The organism is Sporolactobacillus sp. BBK16-2 (genome assembly GCF_059878335.1).
On record NZ_CM187611.1, the window covers coordinates 2,346,335 to 2,368,385 of the forward strand.

The window sequence follows — 22,051 nt, forward strand, 5'->3', positions numbered from 1 at the left end:
GACGGCATAGAAAATAAATCTTAGTACATTGTTTAGAATCAGTTGTTGATGATTTTCTTGAGCTTCTTAGCTAGAGTTGATGTTGCAATCGTGCTCTTGTCGAGGTTGCGTTTCTGCTTATTCGACTTGTGGCTGAACATATGACTCGTGAAGCCGTGTTCCCGTTTGAACTTGCCGGTACCTGTCTTCTTGAAACGCTTTGCGGCACCTTTGTGTGTTTTCATTTTTGGCATAAAAAGAATCCTCCTAGTAAGATCAGCATCTAATAGCAGCCGAAATCGCTAATAGAGCTGTTCCGTTAAATTGCTGTATTACTTCTCGGCTTTTGGCGCAAGCACAAGAAACATGCTGCGTCCTTCCATTTTCGGCTTTGCCTCGACAACACTGATATCTGCACATTCCTCAGCGAGTTTTTCCAGCACCTGCCGTCCAAGATTAGAGTGCGTGATTGCACGACCCCTGAATCGTACGGAAGCTTTTACTTTATCGCCTTTTTCAAGAAATTTCTTGGCATTGCGCATTTTCGTATTAAAGTCATGTTCTTCAATACTCGGACTAAGCCGAATTTCTTTCAAACTGATGACTTTCTGGTTCTTTCGCGCTTCACGTTCTTTTTTCTGTTGTTCGAACCGGAATTTGCCGTAATCCATGATTCGGCAAACCGGAGGCTTAGCGCCGGGAGCAACCATCACCAAGTCAAGATTCACATTGTGAGCCATAGCTAGTGCTTCTGCTTTCGACTTAATGCCGACCTGTTCTCCGTTCTGACCAATCAGACGAACCTGCTGCGCACGAATACCTTCGTTGACAATCATATCTTTGCTAATATTGAGCCACCTCCAAATAAATTTGAGCAAATCGCTGGCTAAGTGAGCAAACAAAAATACGGGCGTGAAAACGCCCGTATTGACTATTTATTCCTTAATTCATACCTGGCAACAGCATTTCTGCGTCGAACAGGTGAGAAGCCGGGCGCCTCTGCTTTACTCATTGTCAATTCCTCAATTACTATATCATGTCTGAATCCTTATTGCAAGTTTTACTTTGCTTTAAGAATGAACTTTTTCACAATTTTTCATTAGAAAATCGAACAGCATGTCATGGCTGACTTTCTCTGCTTCTTTCTCCAATCCAAGCTGACGCAGTATTTCAAGACCGATTGGCAGCGTTGTTCCTGCAGCTCGAGATGTAATAACTTTTCCCGAAACAACCACAGGATCCTCGCTATATGTCGCATCTTTAATATGGTCCTTGAAGTCCGGATTGCTTGTTGCCGTTTCGCCTTTCAGCACTCCGGCACGTTCCAAAGCAATCGGAGCGGCGCAAATAGCAGCAACGAGTTTCCCATTCTTTTTGTAGGAACGAATCAGCTTCTGAGCACGTTCATCGTCGCGCAAAGTCGTCGCACCCTTAACGCCACCCGGAAGGTAGATCCCATCAAAATTGTGCAAACCATCACTATCAATGCTCACATCTGCTTTGACGACAATATTTCTTGAACCTTCAACGAGCAAGGTCGGGGCAAGTGAACAAAGAACAACCTTAACTCCGCCTCGACGAAGTACATCGACCGCTGTTACTGCTTCCGTCTCTTCAAATCCTTCTGCAAGCAATACGAGAAATTTCTTCATCAACACGCGCTCCCTTTTTCTTTCATCGTACCACATCAATTCGACCAATCAAAGCAGAGCGCAGTCAAAGGAATTGTGTACCCTTTCCGAAACGTCCGCGAACTGCTGAAGTCATGTTGATCATCATTTAAATCTCCTCCTCATTATTTTTTTGATTGATTATCGGATGTATCGTTCATATTCAAAACGTTTGTCAAGCATCTTATTTCTCAGCGCGTCAATACGCCTACGATCTTCATAGCGTTCACGCAACGGTCTTGGTCTTCTGACCGTAATCGTAAAGGTCAATGCAAATAAATTGAATTTCATCATGGTATGACCTCCCTCCCTATTTATTGGTCTTTCATTGAAAAATTCCTTTGCTTCAATCGGCATACTTAAATGTGCAGTTGCTGTTGACATAGTCTTCATCCTTTCATTTTAGTTGTTGGTTTAACCGCTCGGAGCCATGCTGCGCATGCCCGAGGGCAAGAATGGTTTATATAAAAGCGGAGCGCTAAGCGCTGAGCTTTACACCCAAAAGGCAAAAAAAAGACCGTAACGACAATGCCGGTACGGTCAAAAAAGAGCATAAAAAGACCGCAGTCATTCGAGACCTGCGGATCCGTTCTTATTTTATACTAATCATATACTCATCATTGTTAGCGCAATAAGGAATTCGTTAAGGTCACCCGGACAGTATATTCAATTGATGATACGGCAACGTTCATTCCAAGTGTCATCATGTCTTGATGACCTCCTTTCAATTCGTTTTTTGCTCTTTCATTATATATGGTAAATGTTTCATTGTAAACCTGAAAATGAAGAATAGGCAAACTAATTCTTTAATCAATACTCATTCTCATTATTGGGACACTCGATTTTCACTGCTCAGATGCAGCGTTGAGTGAACAAAACAGACACGATCCTCGAACACACGGTGCAATGTCTTCATCATCCCATGCTCCGGTCGGTCCGTATAAACAATCACCTGTTTCGGTGCAAGCGCAATTAAGGATAGCACGATGGAAGGCTCAGCCTCGATGCCCCATTGCTTCAACAGCGGATAAAAAGAGCGTACCGATTGTACATTGCGAATCAGTCGATGGTGATCGTCAAACAACCGAAACGGATGTTCATCATAAACTTCAATTTTTTCACAGAGCGGTTTGTATGCTCTGATAATGCGTCTCAGCTTGTCTATAAAAACCTGATATTCTTGCTCCAGCTTATATTCATCAATCGCAATTTCGACATATTGGCGCAATGCTTTTTTATAGGCAGTCAAACGAAAACGAATAATGGATTCGAAGGAAAAAGAATTGTGTTCCTTCAGAATACCTTCCAATGATTCCATAATCGTTTCGCGCCGATCCTGAAGGGCATCCATCTGAGGCAAGTCATTCTTCTCACCGGCAAAAATAGCCGAAACAATATTTAAAATAGCCACCTGTTCTTCCGGCTCGGTGAAATAATAATAGCGTTTAATAATGGTCATGATCCAATCTTTTTCATGTTCTTCGATAATATAACGCGTAATTAACTGGGCAAACTCTTTATAATCTACCGTTTTCTCCGGAAAAACGGCTAAACGGCTGTTAATCAGCAGCACACCGGTTACTTGTCTGAAGGAAGAAGGCAATCTGCGATAAAAATCTGCCGCCTCCTGCTGGGTATCAAAAACAATCTCCAATGGTTCATCCTCCCCGTCCCAACTTATATTATGACTATATGGGGGGAAGTCCTCATTCATGCTTTCAACTGAAAAATTATTTTTAATATCTAAATCTTAGTGCTGTTTTTTCAAAGCAATTGTTCTGAACCCTGAACATAATTTTTATCGACGATTAGAGCCTTCCATTTTGACAAGCTTCGTAAAATGGCGAATCCGTTCCATCAGCCGCTTCGCTTTGACGTTCTCAATGCCGCTTTTCTGTGAATAAGAAAAATGGTCTTCCAATTCATCATAATTAAAGTTGGACGTGTATAGTGTCGGCAAATGATCCATCATTCGGTATTGAAGAATGCTGCCGAGCACCTCATCGCGCACCCATGGCGTAATGGTTTCAGCTCCGATATCATCAAGAATCAGAACCGGAGTTTTTTTCAGAACGTCAAGCTTAGCATCAACCGTATTATCTTGTATCGCACTTTTTATTTCTCTGAAAAAGTCGGGAACATAGACAATAAGCGAAGCAATATGGCGCCGTTCGGCCAATCGATTCATGATTGCACCCATTAGATATGTTTTCCCGATCCCGAACTGTCCGCATAGATAAAGTCCCTTAGTCTCGGCAGGATCAGCTAAATAGTCCTTAACGAACTCGCCCGCTGCAAGAATAGCCTCTTGGCGTCCGCCTTCTCCCTTGTCAAGCGTAGCAAATGTGGCGCTTAAAATATCTTTAGGCACGTAATAGCTTCGAATTAATTCGCTCTGATGCTCTTTTGATTCGCGTTCGTGAAGCAGAGGACAAGGTGAGAAGGTCAGCGAAGGTGTGCCCTTATCATTTACTAATTGCGGCCGATATCCCTTCATCATATTTGGACATTGGTCCAGTCCGGGACAATGCGCACAATGCTTCTGTTCCGAGACAAATTGATAAAGTCGCGACAAGCTTCTTGTCCACGCAGCCGAACTGATCTCCGGATTTTTTTCAGCGAATTGACGGATAGCCGGATTATTCTTAAGCGCACCCGAAAGCTGATCCCATTTTTCTTGCATCGCCTGCTGAGCGGCTAAATCTTTGAAAAAAGAATGAATCGGTTCCATCCAAACGCTCCTCCCTTATCTACATGTTCATATATTATTTAAGTAATCCTCAAGCCATTTTGCTCTCTGTTTTACAGCTTCGTCGTCATCCTTGGATTGTTGTTCCGGTTGTTTCGGATTCTTCATCCATTCTGGAACGACCTCATGATGCTCATTCTGAGATGATTTTCTTGTCCGTCGTGTACTTTGCGCTTGCCCTGATGCCTTGCCTTTCTTCTGTTGCTCTCGTTTCCTTTGCTCTTCGCGTGCGTAAGCCATTGCCTCGGGCACCGTCCGCACATTTGCCCTTGCCCATTGCGCAGCAACCTTCTCCACAAATGATTTATTAAGATTATGATCGTTCACCTGAGAAATGTAGTCAATTAATACATTGATTACTCCGGGATTCAGTTTTGTATCGAACATCAGGTTTTCAATTAAACGTAAATCGGGTGCTGCCGGCTTGCTTCCCTGTCCAAGCGCTTCAAGCAATTGATAGGGCGAGTTCCGTTCATACCATGCAATCAGCTGTTCCTCTGCGTTCTGCGGCTCTCTGTCCACAATCTTCCGCTCTTCATGTGGCTGTGTTCGCTCATAAAGAGCAGGCATCTCGTCCGAGCCATGCTCAAGCAAATAAAAGTCGCGTACTTCTTTTCGCAATGCGGAGATGTCAACCGTGCCTGTATGCAGTGCTGCGGACTGCACCGCACGGCTCATATCATAGGGCTCAGTCTGATAGACGAACGCCAGCTTATCAATGGCGAGCCGCACCTCATCAGTCAGCGCATCTTCGCTAAGGATCGCATCAGAGAGATACGTCAGCATTTTCTTAAAATCAAAGTGATTGCTGAAACGGACCTTAGGGGTTTCCGACCGCATGACCCAAGATCCGTTTGAGGCCGTATTTAGCCTTTCATCTGTTGTTTCTGCAGACGGCAATGACTGAAACACTTCGTCAAAATGAGCGGATACATCTTCATAGTCATCCGTGCTGATCGATTTACTTTCAAAAAGGCTGCTCAATCGTTTATACTCTCTCGGACCAACCTGACGATATAAAAATAAATTTAAAAAACCGTCTTTAAAAAATAAATCCGGTGTCAGAGGCGGCTCAAGATAATAGGCAAATCGGCCGGGGGTTGCTCCCTTTTTCTTCAAGGTTTGCAGCAGCCCGACGGCCTCTAATTTTTTTCTTGCTTTAAGTATTCGATCCAATGGCAGGTTCATCGATCCCATGAGATGATGATGCGTCAAAAATTCCTCCGTATCATCAATTTCCTGCCAAAATGTAAAGTACATACTCGCCGCATCGATGCCGATCAGAGGCTGGTAAAGGCATGTAATAATCCTCTGGTCAAAAGGATGAAGCAGTCCATTCGTCAGTACATGATAATGATCTCCGGGCAGCACTTCTTTCCATGACTGCATCATGTTCATTCCCCCATTCTGCGTCTGTTGCGCAGAAATCAAGGATCCGTTCTTCGTCGGCCTTCCTCAATCTCTTACTTCTTGCTTTTCTTTTCTTTCTCTAATTGATCTTTCAATTCCTGGATCTTCTTGGCGAATACATTAATATCCGTAAACTGTCTATACACTGAAGCAAACCGGACATAAGCAACCTCGTCCACTTTTGCTAATTCATTCATCACAAGTTCGCCGATCTCATGGCTGTTCACTTCCGAACGTCCATCATCGCGAAGCTTCTTTTCCACATGATTTGCGAGCTGTTCGAGCCGTTCAAGGGGAACCGGGCGTTTTTCGCAGGCTTTTATAAGTCCGCGCAGCATTTTTTCATGACTGAAGGCTTCTCTCGTTTCTCCCTTTTTTACGACCACTAAAGGAGTTTCCTCCACCTTTTCAAAGGTCGTAAAACGGTGATGACATAGCTCACATTCTCTACGTCTGCGTATCGCCCGTCCATTGTCAACGGGACGGGAGTCAAGCACTTTCGTCGCCATTTGTTTACAGCTTGGACAGCGCATTTTTCTTTTCACTCCATTCGCTGTTTTCGATAAATCTATTGTATCCTACATGGCAACTTATGAAAAGGCAGGCAAGTTATGCTCATGTCTCATCCAAAATAGACCAGCGGCGCAGCAAACGGCGAAGCTGAGCTTCAGACTCCTGAATCGAACCATTATTGTCAATCACTGCATCTGCTCTTTTCACTTTATCAAGCAGCGGGATTTGCGAAGCGATACGTGCACGCGCCTGATGCTCAGTCAATTTATTTCTGGACATGAGCCGATGCAACTGATTTTCTTCAGTCACAGCTACAACCAAAGTCTGATCAACCCAAGATTCCAAGCCGTTTTCATACAGGAGCGGAATATCCAAAAAAACAACACGGGCACCTTGTTTCTCAAGTTGATCCAGTGTTTCGTTCATCCGACAACGAATGATGGGATGTAGAAGTTCATCTAATTGATGACGTTTAATGCTGTCCTGAAAGACAAGAGCACCCAATTTTCTCCGATCCAGTTCACCTGTCGGCAAAATCATCGTTTCTCCAAAATGTTCAGCGATTTTTGCAAGCGCTGGTTCTCCCGGAACAACGATCTCACGCGAGATTTTATCGGCATCAATAACCGGGTAGCCGTGTTGTATCAGCCAGTGTGAAATGGTGCTTTTCCCGCTTGCGATCCCGCCTGTCACTCCGATTTTCTTCATTTTTTCGAACCTCTTGGTTGGCAAACCGGGCAAAAATGTGTCCCGCGTCCGCCAACTTTTATTTTTTCAATTGGCGTGCCGCAACGTATGCAAGGCTCACCCGTTCTTCCGTACACATTTAATTGCTGTTGAAAAAGTCCCATATGACCTTGACTGTTCACAAACGTGCGGATTGTGCTGCCGCCCTGCTTAACGGCTTCACTCAATGTCTCAACAATTGCCTTTATAATTCGACTCAATTGATCGCCAGTTAGTGTGCAAGCGACAGTCGTCGGGTGAACACCAGCCTTAAATAAGGATTCATCAACATAAATATTCCCAAGTCCGACAAGAACGGTCTGATCAAGTAGCACTTGTTTTATCGTTCTCTTTGTATTTCGGCAGGCAGCCGCAAGATATTCTTCGGTCAGATCTGAGGACAGCGGCTCGGGACCAAGCTTTGAAAGCGGCAGATGATTCCATTCATCACCTTTATCAAAAAGATGCATGGTGCCGAATTTGCGAACATCCCGATAACGAAGTGCAGTATTATCGGTAAAGTGAAAGATCACATGAGTATAAGCATCAAGTGGCTCACTTTCCGGATCCAAGCGATATCGCCCTTCCATCCTCAGATGTGATACAAGGACAAGATCATCGAAATCAAGCAGCAAAAATTTTCCGCGACGCTGCACATCCGTCAGCGTTTCCCCAATCAATTGAGCTTTGAATTGATTAATGTCTATTGGTCGACGGATAATATTCGGCCAGCGTACGTCAACACTTTTCACCGTTTTTCCAATAACAAGCTCATTCAACGTTCTCTTCACAGTTTCCACTTCTGGTAATTCCGGCAAACGACTTCCCCCTCAACACCTGTGCTGCGACTTTATTTTGCATCATACCAAGTTGGTCCATAGGAACGCTCAACCTTTAGCGGAACGCTCAATTGAATCGCATGTTCCATGACTTCGGGCACAAGTTTGCTCATCGTTTCTAGTTCTTGCTCTGGCACCTCAAAGATCAACTCATCGTGTACCTGAAGCAGCATTCGCGATTTGAGTTTTTCTTCTTTAAGCCGTTGATCCATGACGATCATTGCCTTCTTAATTACATCGGCCGCGCTGCCCTGAATCGGCGTGTTCATCGCTGTGCGTTCAGCAAAGCTTCGGCTGTTAAAATTGCGACTGTTGATGTCGGGCAAATAGCGACGACGGTTGAGCAGTGTTGTCACATATCCTTCTGATCTCGCCTGCTTCACAATATTCTCCATATATTGGTGAACACCCGGATAGCTTTGCAGGTATTTTTCAATAAATCGAGCAGCATCTTTTCGAGTGATTCCAAGGTTTTGCGAAAGCCCATAATCGCTGATTCCGTAAATAATGCCGAAGTTGACTGCTTTCGCATGACGGCGCATTAGTGAGGTAACCTCGTCCTTTTCGACGCCGAATACGTCCATCGCCGTTTTCGTATGGATATCCATACCATCAATAAATGCCTGTTTCAAGTTTTCGTCATCAGCAATATGTGCCAAGACGCGCAGTTCAATTTGTGAATAGTCTGCAGAGAAAATCTGCCAGCCGTCTTCGCTTGGAAGAAATGCTTTGCGGATTTTTCTGCCTTCCTCAAGTCGAATCGGGATGTTCTGCAAGTTCGGATCGGTCGAACTGAGTCTTCCGGTTTGTGTTAACGCCTGGTTATAACACGTGTGCACTCGTCCCGTTTCCGGATTGATGACCTTGAGCAGGCCCACTACATACGTTGATTTTAATTTGCCTAACTGACGAAAATCCAGAATTTTGTCAATAATTTCATGTCGGCCGCGCAGCTTTTCAAGAACATCTGCTGCAGTTGAATAGCCTGTTTTCGTTTTCTTGACCGGCGGAAGCATCAGTTTCTCAAATAAAATTTCACCCAGCTGTTTCGGTGAATTAATATTGAAGGTTACACCTGCCATCGAATAGATATCCTGTTCAATAATATTCAGCGTTCGGTCAAGCTCATCGCCCATAGCTTTCAAGGTTTCACTGCTTGCTCGGATCCCTGTAAATTCCATCTGTGCAAGTACTCGTGCAAGCGGCAGCTCTAGATCAAAAAGCAATTTTTTCTGCTTATTCTCATTCAGTTCCTGAATCAATTTCGGTTCCAACTGCAGCAGCGCCGCTGCCTTTCTGCCAAGATGCTGCGCTTGCCCATCTCCTTCAGGTATCTTTCTTTTCGCACCTTTTCCATAGAAAGCATCGTCGGTTTCAATATTAGAAATACCGCGTTTTGTGGCAAGAAGTGCCAAGTCTTGTCCTGCTTCTGATGAATCAATCAAATAGGTGGCTAAACGGACATCAAAAGCAATGCCCTTTAGCGAAATACCGCGCCATTTCAAGGCAACTTCGGCCTGTTTGCTGTCAAGAAGCACCTTTTTCTGTTTGGGATCTTCCAGCCACTTGCGGAAGCATTCGTCTTTCAGTGCGTCTTCGGTATCAATAAAATATGTACCTGTGTCGTTTGCGACAGCAAAACCATTGATTTCGCCGTAATGATAGTTTTCCTCAAGCATTTGAACGATCAGCGCACTTGGTGAAACAAGTTGCTCTGATGAAAATTCGGTCACGGTGTGAACAGAAATAGCCACAGCCTCTGTTTCACTTTGATCCGATCCATTTGCATCTAATTTATCAAGAAGAGATTGGAAGCCTAACTCACGGAATAAATCTTTCAATTGATCGTTAAATTCATGTGTATATGCGCATGAATCGGTCGTCACTTCTATAGGCGAATCATTGTCAATCGTTGCAATTCGTTTACTCAGCAATGCCTGATCTTTATTTAATTCCAACTTTTCTTTTAGCTTTTTACCTGACACTTCATCAATATGATCATAAACGCCCTCAACGGTTTTAAACTGCTTAAGAAGTTTGATTGCTGTTTTTTCTCCGACACCGGGAACACCGGGAATATTGTCTGATGCATCGCCCATGAGCCCCTTTAGGTCAATAACTTCCCGCGGGTCGATTCCATAGCGTTCGCGTACTTTGTCTGCATCATAATCAACGGTATCAGTAATACCTTTGCGTATCAATGACACCCGAACATCTTCATCAACAAGCTGAAGGTAGTCTTTGTCCCCTGTCACAATTCGAACTTCGAATCCATCATGATGGGCTTTTCTGGCAAGCGTCCCGACAATATCATCTGCTTCGTAATTGTCAAGTTCATAGCGTTTGATTGCCATTGCGTCGAGCAATTGATGTACAAGCGGAAATTGCTGTGATAATTCCGGTGGCGTCTTCTGACGACCGCCTTTATATTCTTTATAGGTTTCATGACGGAACGTCGTCTTGCCTGCGTCAAAAGCAACAAGCAAATGAGTGGGCTGTTCTTCCTCAATAACTTTCATTAACATCATCGTGAAACCGTAGACTGCGTTGGTGTACATGCCTTGATTATTGCTAAGCAGCGGCAAAGCAAAAAAAGCGCGGTATACAACATTATTTCCGTCAATTAAAACTAATTTTTTCATCATGTTCCTCCTGAAAGCAAAAGAAAACCTGTGTTGCTTATTCTTATATTCTAAAGCAACACAGGTTATTTATCCAATTAGATATGGGGATTTTTTAAAGGTGATCGTGAACGTCGACCCTTTCCCAAGTTCGCTGTCCACATGGATTTGTCCTCCATGTGCCTCAACGAGATGCTTGACTATCGCAAGTCCCAGACCTGTACCTCCCGAGTCTCTGCTCCTAGCTTTATCTACACGATAAAAGCGTTCAAAAATACGAGGTATCTGATCTTTTTCGATTCCCATTCCTGTATCAGCGACGATGAAATCTGTCTCCTGATCACGTTCGTGAATCGAAACGGAAACATCGCCATTTTCCGGTGTATATGAAATCGCGTTGGAAATGAGGTTAATCATAATCTCACGAATACGAAATGAGTCGCCCATAATAATACCTTCATCGCCTTGCTCATGTCTCAGGTGAATATCTTTAGCGTCCGCCTTTTCTTTAAGCATGAACAACACACTATCCAGCACATTACTTAATGAAACTTGACTCATTTGAAGCTTGAAATGTTCTCGCTCAATCTTCGACAGTTCAAGTAAATCAGTGATCAAGCTCTGCAGGCGCCGTCCTTCATGGAGCATAATATGCAAAAATTGGTCTTCCAATTCCTTATCGTCTCTTGCTCCGTCAATCAGCGTTTCTGCAAACCCGATCAGCGATGTGACTGGTGTTCTTAGTTCATGAGAGACATTGGCAACAAAATCTTTACGCGTATTCTCCAGTTTTTTGATCGCAGTGATGTCGTGAAAAACAACTACGATTCCTCTTACCTTATTGTGCTTATTCAGAACAGGTGCACATGAAACATCAAAATGTTTCCGTTCGATGTGGACGGAAAGATGCAGCTGACGCTTTAACTTTTCTTTTGTCTCGAAAGCCTCATCGATAAGTTCCCGAACTTCCTCATAAGGAACCACCTCATGATAATCGGCGAGTTCCCAATGTGATGCACTCGTCTGAAAGTCTTCTTTAAATGTTTGGTTGACATAATTTATACGCCCGACACCGTCAATGAATAGCAAACCGTTTCCTATATTTTCAATCAAAGTGGACATACTGTCTTGTTGGCGAGTATAGGATCGATTAAGCTCGTGCATCGCATCTGAGATACGATTCATTGCTAAGTTAAGACGAAGTATACTTTCACGTTTTGCTTGATCCGAAGCAATCATATTATAAGAACCTTCGAGAAGGTTCTCAGCCATTCTGGCGGCAAACCGTATTGGCATTGAATAAGATCGCACTAAATGATCTCGATAGGCAAGTACCGCGATACCGGCCACAACAAAAAAGAAATAGACTAAATCAAGACCGACGATCACAGTTTTAAGTCCGGTAATTTTTAAATAACCGATAGCTTCACTATCTGATTTCATTTTTTTTATGTACACTAAAGAATCGCCCGATTGATGCATACCATCCATCAGATCAAGCGTATTCTTCTCTTTGCCTGCTGTAGCAAAGATCAGCTTCCGGTCTTCGTTATAAAGTGAAATCTTTATCTGTTCCTTTTTGGCAAATTGAGAAATAGCCGATTCATATTCAGCCGGCGGAACCTGCCCACGAAGAACAGCGATCGATTCGATCGAATTGGCGCGGGCGTTCATTGTTCGCTGATCGTCGTGAAGAAGAGCCACTTGTATGACTTCGTTTGAAACATAGACGATAAAAAACAAACAAGCGAGAACAAATCCCCACCGCATCCAAATTCTTGTATCAAATCTTTGGCTCTTCAAATTTATAACCCAACCCTCGAACTGTTTTAATATATAGCGGTTTTCGCGTTACATCTTCAATTTTTTCGCGGAGATGGCTGACATGAACATCAACAATCCGGGTATCACCAGCAAAATCATAGTTCCATACTGCATTAAGTAATTGTTCACGCGTCAGAACTCTGCCTTTATGCTCCATCATATAGACCAAGAGTTCAAACTCCTTAGGTGTCAGAACCATTTCATCGCCCTTAAAAACCGCTTCAAAATTATTCGGATATACTTTTAAGTCACCGATTGCAAGTACTTCATTTTGTTCTTGCTTGCCAAGTTCAGTACGCCTTAAGATGGCCTTAACACGAGCCACTACTTCACGCGGGCTGAATGGTTTGGTCATATAGTCATCGGCACCTAATTCCAAACCAAGTATTTTATCAAATTCATCGTCTTTGGCAGTTAGCATCAGTATCGGAATAAATTGTTTCTCTTGGCGTAGCTGTTTGCACACATCCATACCGTCCATACCTGGAAGCATCAAGTCAAGCACGATCAAATCCGGTCGTGTATCTCTTGCAAGCTGCAAAGCATCCGTACCGTTTGTTGCAGTAAGAACATCATATCCTGATTTTTTCAGATTAAAGGATAGAAGCGTCACAATTGACGGCTCATCATCCACAACCATAATTTTCTTTGCCAAACACACCACTCCTTGCTACTCTCTTTATCATAACAATTTTGAACGAAAGATTCAGCAATGAGCTTGACGAATCAACCAAAGCGTCCGGAAATATAGTCGGACGTGCTCTGTTTTTCCGGATTGGTAAATAAAGTTCTCGTTTGACCGAATTCAATCAGCTCGCCTTGGTAGAAGAATGCCGTATAGTCCGCAATACGAGCAGCCTGCTGCATATTATGTGTCACGATAATAATTGTATAGCTGTTCTTAAGTTCAAGCAGTAGTTCTTCAATTTTCGAACTGGAAACTGGGTCCAGCGCAGATGTTGGTTCGTCGAGCAAAATGACATCTGGTTTAAGTGCGAGTGCCCGTGCAATACAGAGACGCTGCTGCTGACCACCCGAAAGACTCGTTGCTGAACGATCCAACCGATCCTTTACCTCATCCCAAAGTCCAACCTGTTTCAGGCAATCTTCCGTAGCTTCCTTCAATATTTTCTTACTGCGTACTCCGGCAAATCGAAGCGGAAGCTGAATATTCTCGCTGATCGATTTTGGGAACGGGTTAGGCTGCTGAAACACCATGCCTATTTCTTTGCGCAACTGAACAACATCTATCTTAGGATTGAGAATATTGACGTCCTTATAACCGATCGTTCCTTCACATCGCGCAGAAGGAATCAAATCATTCATTCGATTAATCGTTCGGAGAAATGTTGATTTTCCGCATCCGGACGGTCCAATCAAAGCAGTGATTGATTTCTCATGAATGGGAAGATTGACATCTTTAACTGCATGATTATCACCATAAAAAATATTGACATTCTCCACTTTGATCTGAATCGGAAGTTCCTTAGTCACTGTATTATTTGTAAAAGAAACAATATTTTTCTCCATTTGAATCATATCCATTCCTCCCGCTTATTTTCCTGAAAATTTTTGATTAATTACTTTTCCGAGCATACGTGCAAATAAGTTAAAGAGCAGAACACAGATAACTAGAACCGCAGCCGATCCATTGGCAATCGTCTGTACGTCCGGCATGATTCCCCCTGTATTTACAGACCAAATATGAACCGAAAGCGTCTCTGCTGAACGAAACAGATTCAGAGGCGAGTTTGGTGATGCAGGGTTCCAATTACCAAAATCAAGATCCGGCGTCGAAAGACCAGCGGTAAACAGTAATGCTGCTGATTCCCCAAAAACGCGTCCTGCTGACAGAATGATGCCAGTCAAAATACTTGGAAAAGCTGCAGGAAGAAGAATTGTTTTAATTGTGTGCCAGTGAGTCAGTCCAAGTGCCAGCCCACCTTCTTTTTGATGACGTGATAGTGCATGAAAGCCGTCTTCCGTAACACGTACAATGACTGGAAGGTTGAAAACAGTCAATGCGAGTGCACCGGAGAAGACCGAATATTTAAATCCAAAATAATTAACGAATACTAGCATACCGAACATACCTACAACGATTGATGGAAGAGAAGCCAGTACTTCAACGCATGTTCTGATAAAAGATGTTAATCTGCCCGGTTTGGCATATTCAGCAAGATAGATTCCCCCGCACACGCCAATAGGAACGGTCAGCAGCATCGTAATAACTAACACGTAAAATGAGTTCCAGAGTTGATCTTTAATACCGCCTCCAGCTAAAAACGGGCTTGCGGATGTCGTAAGAAAATGCCAAGAAATGCTTGAGACACCCTGTACTAAAATATAACCCAGCATCGAAACCAGTATGGCTGCCATTGCCGCAGCACATGCAATAATAACAGAGAGGGCAATTCGATTCGTCATTTTACTGTTCATCGTTTTTCTCCCCTCTTTCCTATGAAACGAATGATGACGATAAACACATAGGAAATCAGCAGCAGGATTAATCCAAGTGACCATAGTGCATCATTGAGCAAACTTCCTGTCGTTGTATGACCCATACTTAAAGTAATAATTGTCGTTAGCGTTGCTGATGGATCAAGAATCGACGTAGGAATTTTTCCCACGTTACCAATAACCATCTGTACGGCAAGTGCTTCACCGAAGGCTCGTGACATGCCTAAGATAATCGCAGTAAGCAAACTAGATCCCGCTGCAGGTATCACGACACGCCAGATTGTCTGCCATTTTGTTGCACCGATGGCGTAAGAAGCTTGGCGCAGGGAATCAGGTACTGCACGGATGCTGTCTGCCGCTATACTCGCTACAGTCGGTAAAATCATGATGCCGACAACAATTGCTCCGGTGATCAGATTAAATCCGGTTCCGCCGAAATGCTGACGCATAAACGGAACTATGATCGACAAGCCAATTAAACCATAGACAACAGAAGGTATGCCAACTAATATTTCAATAACGGGCTGCATAATTTTTGCGCCCCATTTTTTTGCAATTTCAGCCATAAATATAGCAGTACCGATCGCAATCGGTGTCGCAATGAGCGCAGCCAAAAATGTTACAGCCATTGATCCGAAAATGAAAGGAAACGCGCCGAAGGAGGGGTTTTCTGCGCGATCTGGAAACCATTCTGTTCCCGTAATAAACGTCCAAAAATTAAGGCGATCAACAACAAAAGAACGAAGACCTTGTACTGTTAAAAACAATGTGATTGCTGTTACCGCAACGATCATAAGCAATGCACTGCCATAAATGAGCAGTTTTCCCCTGCTCTCGCTCGTGCGGTCGGTCAACCGTGAAAAAAAACCTTTTTCATTAATCAGCTTTGATCTGCTGCTAGATGCAGGTGCCGCATCCGTAACCATTTTGCCGATTTTCATCCTCACACCTCATTTACAATTATTCAAGAGACGCCCATATGACGACAAGCGGGACGTCACAGACCTTCCCGCTTAAGCCGCCATTGGACTTTACTTTGTATTTAATTTGTCCTGCAATATCTTGGACAATTATTTATCTGTTTGTTTACCTTCAGCATCGCGCTGTACTTTCATATTCTTAACGGAGAGATAACCTTGAGCCGGAACATCTTTTGTCTGTACAGCATCGCTCATCATGAAGTCAAGGAACGCTTTAACCAATTTCGATGGTTCGCCTTTTGTGTACATATGTTCATAAGCCCATACAGGGAATTTGCCAGAAGCAACATTGTCATCAGAAGCTTCAACGCCGTCAATAGAAAGCTTCGTTACTGAAGTATCATTTGCTGTGAAATATGAGAGTGCCATGTAGCCGACTGCGCCAGGAGTTTCAGAGATAATTTTCTTCACAGTGTTTGTTGAGTCCTGAGTAATACCTTCAGCAGGAGTCTTGTTATCAAGAGCAAATTGGTCGAATGTTGCGCGAGTACCAGAACCGTCAGGACGGTTAACCAATGTGATCTTCAGATCTTTTCCGCCGACTTCTTTCCAGTTCTTAACTTGGCCAGTAAATACTTTTTGGAGATCTGCTTTTGACAGGTTCTTAACGCCAGCTTTAGGATTTACTGCTGCTGTCATACCAACTACTGCAACTTGATAATCTTTGAGAGCTTTTGCATCGATGTTTGATTTGCTTTCTGCGAACACATCAGACATACCAATGTCAAAGTTGCCATCTTGTGCTTCGCTTAGGCCTGTACCACTGCCTCCGCCTTGCACTTCGATCTGAACATCAGGATTTTTTTCCATGAATTCCTTAGCAACTTGTGCTGCCAGCGGTTGAAGAGCTGTTGAACCGCCGATTGTGATTTTACCTGATAGTGCTGCAGATGAAGAACTTGAATCTTTAGAAGAACTGCTGCTGTCTGACGAACTGCTTCCGCTTCCGTTTCCGCAACCACTAAGAATGAGTGTTAAAGAAAGAACGAAAACCAGTGCAATCGCGAGCAAGTTTTTCTTTTTCATTTGAATATTTCCCCCTCAGAATGTTGAGTCACCTTATTGCACTTCTTATAATAAGGCTTGACTTTTAAACGAATATAAACGAATTGTAAAGGTTTTGTAAAGACGAATAATGTCGAACAAAATCCTTTGTCTATAGCATGGCCAGCACCAGATCAATAATGCACGAGAAATAGGTTTATTATGATACAAATTCACACTAAAAAAGAGAGAAGACGTTTGCCTTCTCTCTTTACCTAAGTTAAATGAAGCTATATATTGCTTTTTATAAATGATTGATTAATGCATCGGCAAACTGCGAGCACTTTACTTCAGTCGCATTTTCCATAAGCTGAGCAAAATCAAAGGTTACAATTCTGCTTGCAATCGTCTTTTCAATTGCACTGACAATTAATTCAGCCGGCTCATACCAGCCCAGATACTCAAACATCATGACCCCGGAGAGAATCACAGATGATGGATTGACTTTATCCTGGCCCGCAAATGTCGGTGCAGTACCATGAGTCGCTTCAAATAAAGCCGTGCCTGTCTCATAATTAATATTCGCACCGGGGGCAATTCCGATACCGCCGACTTGTGCTGCAAGTGCATCAGAAATGTAGTCGCCATCCAAATTCATGGTCGCAACGACATCATATTCACTCGGATGCAGCAAGATCTGTTGCAGAAAATTGTCAGCAATTGCATCTTTAATTAAAATACGTCCGCTGCTTAGTGCATCTCTCTGGGCTTTATCTGCTGCTTCTTTACCTTGTTCTGCAGAAATTGCTCCATATTGCTTCCACGTAAAGGTCTGTTCCGAAAATTCACGTTCCGCAAGCGCATAGCCCCAATTTTTGAACGCACCTTCCGTAAATTTCATGATATTTCCTTTATGGACAAGTGTTACACTCTTTCGTCCTTCTTTGATTGCATAGCGGATTGCCGCACGGACCAGACGCTCAGTTCCTTCTTTAGATACAGGCTTAACGCCGATTCCCGATGTCTTTGGGAAACGAATATTTGTTACATCCATTTCATTTTGGAGGAACTGGATGATCTTCTTTGCCTTAGGAGATTCAGATTCAAATTCAATTCCGGCATAAATGTCTTCTGTATTTTCTCGAAAAATTACCATGTCAACACGTTCCGGATGCTTTACTGGTGAAGGAACACCTTCAAAGTGACGTACCGGACGCAGACAGGTGAATAGATCAAGCTGCTGGCGCAATGTGACGTTTAGTGAGCGAATGCCGCCGCCTACTGGTGTTGTAAGTGGGCCTTTAATCGCAACGACATACTTTTTCATTGCGTCAACTGTTTCCTGAGGAAGCCATTCGCCTGTTTGATCGAACGCTTTCTGACCGGCCAGCACTTCCTTCCAAATTATTTTTCGATCGCCTTGATAAGCCTTTTCTACAGCAGCGTTAAAAACGCGCGATGCCGCCGCCCAGATTTCCGGGCCAATACCGTCACCTTCCACATAAGGAATAAGCGGATTATTTGGTACGTTCAATATGCCGTTTTGTACGAAAATTTGTTGTTCATGTGTCACAGTATGTACCTCCATACATTTTTGTCATTGTCTGTTAAAGCCACATTTTCTTCTAGACTTTATGAGTTCTCCATCATCAACACCTATTTAGCGCTGATCAATCGGCACAACTTTTCTTAGATGCTCACCATTATATTCGGCACGCGGTCGGATGAGCCGGTTGTCATTGTATTGTTCCATAATGTGCGCCGCCCACCCGGATGTTCTGCTAATCGCAAAGACCGGTGTAAACAAGTCGTGATCAATACCCAAGTCATGGTAGAGGGTCGCTGAATAAAAGTCGGTATTCGGTAGTAACCCTTTTTTCTCTTTGATTAGATTCTCAATTTTAACCGACATATCATATAGCCGCGAGTCTCCTTTAAGATCACTCACTTTTTTCGCCATTGTTTTCAATATTTTGGCACGAGGATCGCCGTTTTTATAAACACGGTGACCGAACCCCATTATTTTTTTCTTATTTTGAAGTGCATTCGAAATGTAATCATTTACCCACTCAATGGAACCGATTTTCTCCAACATATGCATAACCTGTTCATTCGCACCACCATGAAGCGGTCCCTTCAAGGCACCAATCGCCGATGTAATTCCAGAGTACATATCTGATAGTGTCGCCACACATACACGTGCCGTAAACGTTGAGGCATTCAGTTCATGATCGGCATGAAGAATCAGCGCTTTATCGAACATCTTCGCCTCAGTCTCAGATGGCACTTGGTCTTTAAGCATATAGAGAAAGTTGGCTGCGAACCCCAATGACTTATTTGGAGCTATAGGATCGAGTCCTTTCCTGATTCTGGAAAATCCGGCAACAAGTGTCGCAATTTTCGCCTGAATGCGTAGTGCTTTATTCTTATTCGATTGCTGATCCATCAACTCAGCATCAGGATCATACATGGCCAAATTCGAAACTGCAGTTCTTAAGACGGCCATAGGGTGTACATGGTCAAACGGATACATCTTCATGATCGTAAACAAGTCATCTGGCACCGCTGCATTCTCTGCAAGGGCTAATTTGAATTGACTGAGCTGTTCAGCAGTAGGGAGTTCGCCATTCCAAAGCATATAAACGACTTCTTCAAAAGTAGACAATTCAGCTAAATCCTGAATACTGTACCCTCGATACATGAGCACATCATCTTTAATTGAACTAATTGCTGAAGTTGTTGCAACAATACCTTCCAAACCTCTTGTCATCACCAAATTAATCCCCTCCTTGAATGTAGCACCTAGCTCTCGGAATGCGAACAATGAATCTATTGTTGCTTCCTTTATTTGATAAATATCTAGAGTCAAAAAATCAGCACTTCATTGCAACCTATTATTTAATAGTAGTACAGTTTTCTGAACTCTTCATGAACAGATGCAAAAATAATGATGAAAAATATGATTTTTCAATTAAATATCACTGAATGTTATGGTTCTTATGCAAAATTGTTATCTTGATTATATCTGCTTAAGCAGACTTTGTGAACAATAACCACGATAAATCTTTACGCACACCTTTTTTCAAGTGTATATTAGCCGCTTGTCCGCATATGTATAAAATTGAGGTGGGGATGAGACATGAACTCTCGGGAATCACAACCGTTCATAGCCGGTCTATTCATAATTTTACGTACCCTTGTTGTCGCAGCCGCAACCGCAGTAACTGTCGCGGTCTTGATGCTCGCCTTCCGCTATGCATTGCCCTTTCTCATCGCATGTGCGCTTGCATTCTTAATCAATCCTATAGTGGTATTCATCGAAAAAAAAACGGGGCTGCCCAGGGGAGCAGCCTCATTTGTTGTTCTTTTTCTCTTCTTTTCGCTATCTATTGGTGTCCTATTGTTTTTTGCAATTGCTCTGATCAAAGGCGTATCTTCATTTTCTCGTTCAGTCCCAAATGAAATTCAAGTGCTCATCGGAGATATGCAGACATTTTTTTTCTCTAATCTGCTTCCCTCATGGGAACAGGCGCTGCATATTTTTTCTGGACTACCAAGCGTGCAGCAAAAAGCGATACAGCTTAATGTAGAGAGTATGGCGGGAACACTTGTCGAGATGCTTAATGATCTTGCAGGACAATTACTCGCGAATCTGACACAATTTGTTGCGACGATTCCAGATACAATCATTTCTGCTGTTTTTATCTTTCTCGCTTCATTTTTCTTATCAAAGGATTCTGAACGGATCAAGGTACGTTTCCATGCATTCAGTGCTCATTCTTCAATTGGAAGGCCTATTGACAAAGTTTTGACTGAGTTAAAAAAAACATGCATTGGTTTTGTACGAGCCCAATTTTTACTCGTGTTCATGACCGTTGTTATTGTCTATGCGGGACTTCTTATTCTAAGAGTACCTCACCCACTGACCATTGCGTTAATCACCGGCATCGTCGATCTCATTCCCTATCTAGGAACCGGCGCAGTCTTTATCCCATGGATTCTTTATCAGTTTTTCATGCACCATTACTTTTTCACGATCAGCCTGACTAGTCTTTACATTGCCGCCATCATTCAGAGACAACTCGTGGAACCCAAAATATTGTCAGTGAACATCGGTATCGATCCGCTTGCTTCACTCGTTTCTATTTACTTCGGCTTTCGTTGGGTCGGTATTGCCGGCATTATTATTGGACCGCTTGTCCTCGTCGTGATTAAAACATTATATTATGCCGGTACCTGGCAGGCAATATGGAGATACATTCTTGGCAAGAAAGCATGAGTAAATTATCGTTTTCTAAATGAGATGAACGTAATGCCCCCCTGATTGATCCGTTCGCGAATCCATCTTTTTAAACGCTTGATCAATAGGATTCTAAATGCAGGAATCAGGAGTAAAAGACCTGTGACATCACTAATGAGACCTGGCGCGCACAACAGTATACCGCCGAAGAGCAGGCAAGCACCATCCAGCAGCGGTTCATTGGGCATCCGTCTCTGATTTATATCATCGCTGATCTTCTGCAAAATGATAAAACCTTGTCTTCTTACAGTCCAGACACCAAGCATAATGGACAATATAAGAATCATAATTAAGTTGAATCCGCCGATCAGCTGTCCGACATAAATTAGCACGCATACCTCAGCAAGTGCATAAAGCATTAAGACAAGCAGTATTTTTTTCAGCACCAACAAGACTCCTTTAGTTTTATGCTTGCTTTGAAGCTTTGACAATTAACGCATGAAGATCCGGATTTTTTCGTCGTATCGAAACGGGACGCAGAGATAGATCTGTCCAGCAGTGGGAACTCGATCCGTCAACGAGCAATTTTCGGTCTTTTTCTCTGTAGATTTTATAATCAAACGTTAATTTAATACTGTCGTAAGCGCCAATTGTTGTTTCGACAAGGAGTGTATCGTCATATTGAGCCGGCTTATGATAGTGTACCTCAACGCCAAGAACCGGCATCATAAAGCCCTTTTCCTCAATTTCTCGATACGAAATGCCTAACTGCTGAATAAAATCTGTTCGTGCAATTTCAAAATAATTCACATATTGACTGTGATGAACAATACCCATTTTGTCCGTTTCGTTATACCGAACGACGATTTTTGTCTCATTTCCGTTCATAATAAAAACACTCCTGTTTCAAAATTTGCTTTACCCTCATAACTTCCGCAGGATGCGGTGGCTTTCGCTTTGCTCACAGAAGTGAGCCGCTGTTAATCAAAGCACTTTTTTCCTGGGCCGCTTACACTTAAATCTTTATGCTTTCTTAGTTTTGTAAAAAATTTAAGA

22 protein-coding genes and 1 other annotated feature are annotated in these 22,051 nt (G+C 43.0%); of the genes, 1 reads left to right on the forward strand and 21 read right to left on the reverse strand.

Features of this window, described 5'->3' with window-relative positions:
- Positions 1-38 precede the first annotated feature (38 nt).
- The 19 genes from rpmI to citZ form a co-directional block, all read right to left on the reverse strand.
- Positions 39-233: a 50S ribosomal protein L35 gene (rpmI, locus tag AC6F33_RS11720; protein WP_255745741.1), complete on the reverse strand. Its 195-nt coding sequence runs from the start codon at positions 231-233 to the stop codon at positions 39-41.
- A gap of 78 nt (positions 234-311) precedes the next feature.
- Positions 312-815, reverse strand: a complete 504-nt coding sequence (gene infC, locus AC6F33_RS11725; protein ID WP_255745744.1) for a translation initiation factor IF-3 — start codon at positions 813-815, stop codon at positions 312-314.
- A 56-nt stretch (positions 816-871) separates the two neighbouring features.
- Positions 872-990, reverse strand: a sequence feature (ribosomal protein L20 leader region).
- 59 nt (positions 991-1,049) lie between these two features.
- On the reverse strand, positions 1,050-1,631 hold the full coding sequence (locus AC6F33_RS11730) for a DJ-1 family glyoxalase III (RefSeq protein WP_255745745.1): 582 nt from the start codon (positions 1,629-1,631) through the stop codon (positions 1,050-1,052).
- A gap of 159 nt (positions 1,632-1,790) precedes the next feature.
- On the reverse strand, positions 1,791-1,943 hold the full coding sequence (locus AC6F33_RS11735; protein WP_255745746.1) for a YrzI family small protein: 153 nt from the start codon (positions 1,941-1,943) through the stop codon (positions 1,791-1,793).
- Between the two features lie 532 nt (positions 1,944-2,475).
- Entirely contained in the window at positions 2,476-3,303 is an 828-nt protein-coding gene (locus AC6F33_RS11740; RefSeq protein WP_255745747.1) for a putative sporulation protein YtxC, read from the reverse strand.
- A 144-nt stretch (positions 3,304-3,447) separates the two neighbouring features.
- A complete protein-coding gene (gene dnaI, locus AC6F33_RS11745; protein WP_255745748.1) occupies positions 3,448-4,380 on the reverse strand; it encodes a primosomal protein DnaI in 933 nt (310 codons plus the stop codon).
- Between the two features lie 27 nt (positions 4,381-4,407).
- Positions 4,408-5,790: a replication initiation and membrane attachment family protein gene (locus tag AC6F33_RS11750; RefSeq protein ID WP_255745749.1), complete on the reverse strand. Its 1,383-nt coding sequence runs from the start codon at positions 5,788-5,790 to the stop codon at positions 4,408-4,410.
- Between the two features lie 71 nt (positions 5,791-5,861).
- Positions 5,862-6,341: a transcriptional regulator NrdR gene (nrdR, locus tag AC6F33_RS11755; RefSeq protein WP_255745750.1), complete on the reverse strand. Its 480-nt coding sequence runs from the start codon at positions 6,339-6,341 to the stop codon at positions 5,862-5,864.
- A gap of 82 nt (positions 6,342-6,423) precedes the next feature.
- Positions 6,424-7,029 (reverse strand): dephospho-CoA kinase, encoded by a 606-nt coding sequence (gene coaE / locus AC6F33_RS11760; RefSeq protein WP_255745751.1) that lies wholly within the window; start codon positions 7,027-7,029, stop codon positions 6,424-6,426.
- Complete coding sequence (gene mutM / locus AC6F33_RS11765) at positions 7,026-7,865, reverse strand: DNA-formamidopyrimidine glycosylase (RefSeq protein WP_255745752.1); 840 nt, start codon at positions 7,863-7,865, stop codon at positions 7,026-7,028. The genes coaE and mutM overlap by 4 nt, the downstream gene beginning before the upstream one ends.
- 32 nt (positions 7,866-7,897) lie before the next feature.
- Complete coding sequence (gene polA, locus AC6F33_RS11770; protein WP_255745753.1) at positions 7,898-10,528, reverse strand: DNA polymerase I; 2,631 nt, start codon at positions 10,526-10,528, stop codon at positions 7,898-7,900.
- 69 nt (positions 10,529-10,597) lie between these two features.
- Positions 10,598-12,310, reverse strand: a complete 1,713-nt coding sequence (pnpS, locus tag AC6F33_RS11775) for a two-component system histidine kinase PnpS (RefSeq protein ID WP_255745754.1) — start codon at positions 12,308-12,310, stop codon at positions 10,598-10,600.
- A complete protein-coding gene (locus tag AC6F33_RS11780) occupies positions 12,291-12,986 on the reverse strand; it encodes a response regulator transcription factor (RefSeq protein WP_255745755.1) in 696 nt (231 codons plus the stop codon). The genes pnpS and AC6F33_RS11780 overlap by 20 nt, the downstream gene beginning before the upstream one ends.
- A 71-nt stretch (positions 12,987-13,057) precedes the next feature.
- Positions 13,058-13,861: a phosphate ABC transporter ATP-binding protein PstB gene (gene pstB, locus AC6F33_RS11785; protein WP_255746000.1), complete on the reverse strand. Its 804-nt coding sequence runs from the start codon at positions 13,859-13,861 to the stop codon at positions 13,058-13,060.
- Positions 13,862-13,885: 24 nt separating this feature from the next.
- Positions 13,886-14,770 carry a phosphate ABC transporter permease PstA gene (pstA, locus tag AC6F33_RS11790; RefSeq protein ID WP_255745756.1) on the reverse strand — a complete coding sequence of 295 codons (885 nt, stop codon included), beginning with the start codon at positions 14,768-14,770 and terminating at the stop codon, positions 13,886-13,888.
- Positions 14,767-15,732 carry a phosphate ABC transporter permease subunit PstC gene (pstC, locus tag AC6F33_RS11795; protein ID WP_255745758.1) on the reverse strand — a complete coding sequence of 322 codons (966 nt, stop codon included), beginning with the start codon at positions 15,730-15,732 and terminating at the stop codon, positions 14,767-14,769. Before pstC ends, pstA begins: the two co-directional genes overlap by 4 nt.
- 129 nt (positions 15,733-15,861) lie before the next feature.
- The gene (locus tag AC6F33_RS11800; RefSeq protein WP_255745760.1) at positions 15,862-16,797 is read right to left on the reverse strand and encodes a phosphate ABC transporter substrate-binding protein; all 936 of its coding nucleotides are present in this window, start codon (positions 16,795-16,797) and stop codon (positions 15,862-15,864) included.
- Positions 16,798-17,059: 262 nt separating this feature from the next.
- Positions 17,060-18,343: an NADP-dependent isocitrate dehydrogenase gene (icd, locus tag AC6F33_RS11805; RefSeq protein ID WP_255745762.1), complete on the reverse strand. Its 1,284-nt coding sequence runs from the start codon at positions 18,341-18,343 to the stop codon at positions 17,060-17,062.
- A 72-nt stretch (positions 18,344-18,415) separates the two neighbouring features.
- Positions 18,416-19,531, reverse strand: coding sequence for a citrate synthase (citZ, locus tag AC6F33_RS11810; protein ID WP_304654715.1), 1,116 nt, complete (start codon positions 19,529-19,531; stop codon positions 18,416-18,418).
- Positions 19,532-19,894: 363 nt separating this feature from the next.
- Here citZ and ytvI point away from each other — a divergent pair, with 363 nt between their 5' ends.
- Complete coding sequence (gene ytvI, locus AC6F33_RS11815; RefSeq protein ID WP_255745765.1) at positions 19,895-21,034, forward strand: sporulation integral membrane protein YtvI; 1,140 nt, start codon at positions 19,895-19,897, stop codon at positions 21,032-21,034.
- Between the two features lie 5 nt (positions 21,035-21,039).
- Here the strand turns inward: ytvI and AC6F33_RS11820 are convergent, their stop codons facing one another.
- A complete protein-coding gene (locus tag AC6F33_RS11820) occupies positions 21,040-21,441 on the reverse strand; it encodes an FxsA family protein (protein ID WP_255745767.1) in 402 nt (133 codons plus the stop codon).
- Between the two features lie 19 nt (positions 21,442-21,460).
- Complete coding sequence (locus AC6F33_RS11825) at positions 21,461-21,883, reverse strand: acyl-CoA thioesterase (RefSeq protein ID WP_255745769.1); 423 nt, start codon at positions 21,881-21,883, stop codon at positions 21,461-21,463.
- Positions 21,884-22,051 lie beyond the last annotated feature (168 nt).

Coding starts and splice junctions, on each gene's coding strand:
- rpmI (WP_255745741.1), bottom strand. CDS start 233: ATGCCAAAAATGAAAACACACAAAGGTGCCGCAAAGCGTTTCAAGAAG.
- infC (WP_255745744.1), bottom strand. CDS start 815: ATGATTGTCAACGAAGGTATTCGTGCGCAGCAGGTTCGTCTGATTGGT.
- AC6F33_RS11730 (WP_255745745.1), bottom strand. CDS start 1,631: ATGAAGAAATTTCTCGTATTGCTTGCAGAAGGATTTGAAGAGACGGAA.
- AC6F33_RS11735 (WP_255745746.1), bottom strand. CDS start 1,943: ATGATGAAATTCAATTTATTTGCATTGACCTTTACGATTACGGTCAGA.
- dnaI (WP_255745748.1), bottom strand. CDS start 4,380: ATGGAACCGATTCATTCTTTTTTCAAAGATTTAGCCGCTCAGCAGGCG.
- AC6F33_RS11750 (WP_255745749.1), bottom strand. CDS start 5,790: ATGATGCAGTCATGGAAAGAAGTGCTGCCCGGAGATCATTATCATGTA.
- nrdR (WP_255745750.1), bottom strand. CDS start 6,341: ATGCGCTGTCCAAGCTGTAAACAAATGGCGACGAAAGTGCTTGACTCC.
- coaE (WP_255745751.1), bottom strand. CDS start 7,029: ATGAAGAAAATCGGAGTGACAGGCGGGATCGCAAGCGGGAAAAGCACC.
- polA (WP_255745753.1), bottom strand. CDS start 10,528: ATGAAAAAATTAGTTTTAATTGACGGAAATAATGTTGTATACCGCGCT.
- pstB (WP_255746000.1), bottom strand. CDS start 13,861: ATGGAGAAAAATATTGTTTCTTTTACAAATAATACAGTGACTAAGGAA.
- pstA (WP_255745756.1), bottom strand. CDS start 14,770: ATGAACAGTAAAATGACGAATCGAATTGCCCTCTCTGTTATTATTGCA.
- pstC (WP_255745758.1), bottom strand. CDS start 15,732: ATGAAAATCGGCAAAATGGTTACGGATGCGGCACCTGCATCTAGCAGC.
- AC6F33_RS11800 (WP_255745760.1), bottom strand. CDS start 16,797: ATGAAAAAGAAAAACTTGCTCGCGATTGCACTGGTTTTCGTTCTTTCT.
- icd (WP_255745762.1), bottom strand. CDS start 18,343: ATGGAGGTACATACTGTGACACATGAACAACAAATTTTCGTACAAAAC.
- ytvI (WP_255745765.1), top strand. CDS start 19,895: ATGAACTCTCGGGAATCACAACCGTTCATAGCCGGTCTATTCATAATT.
- AC6F33_RS11825 (WP_255745769.1), bottom strand. CDS start 21,883: ATGAACGGAAATGAGACAAAAATCGTCGTTCGGTATAACGAAACGGAC.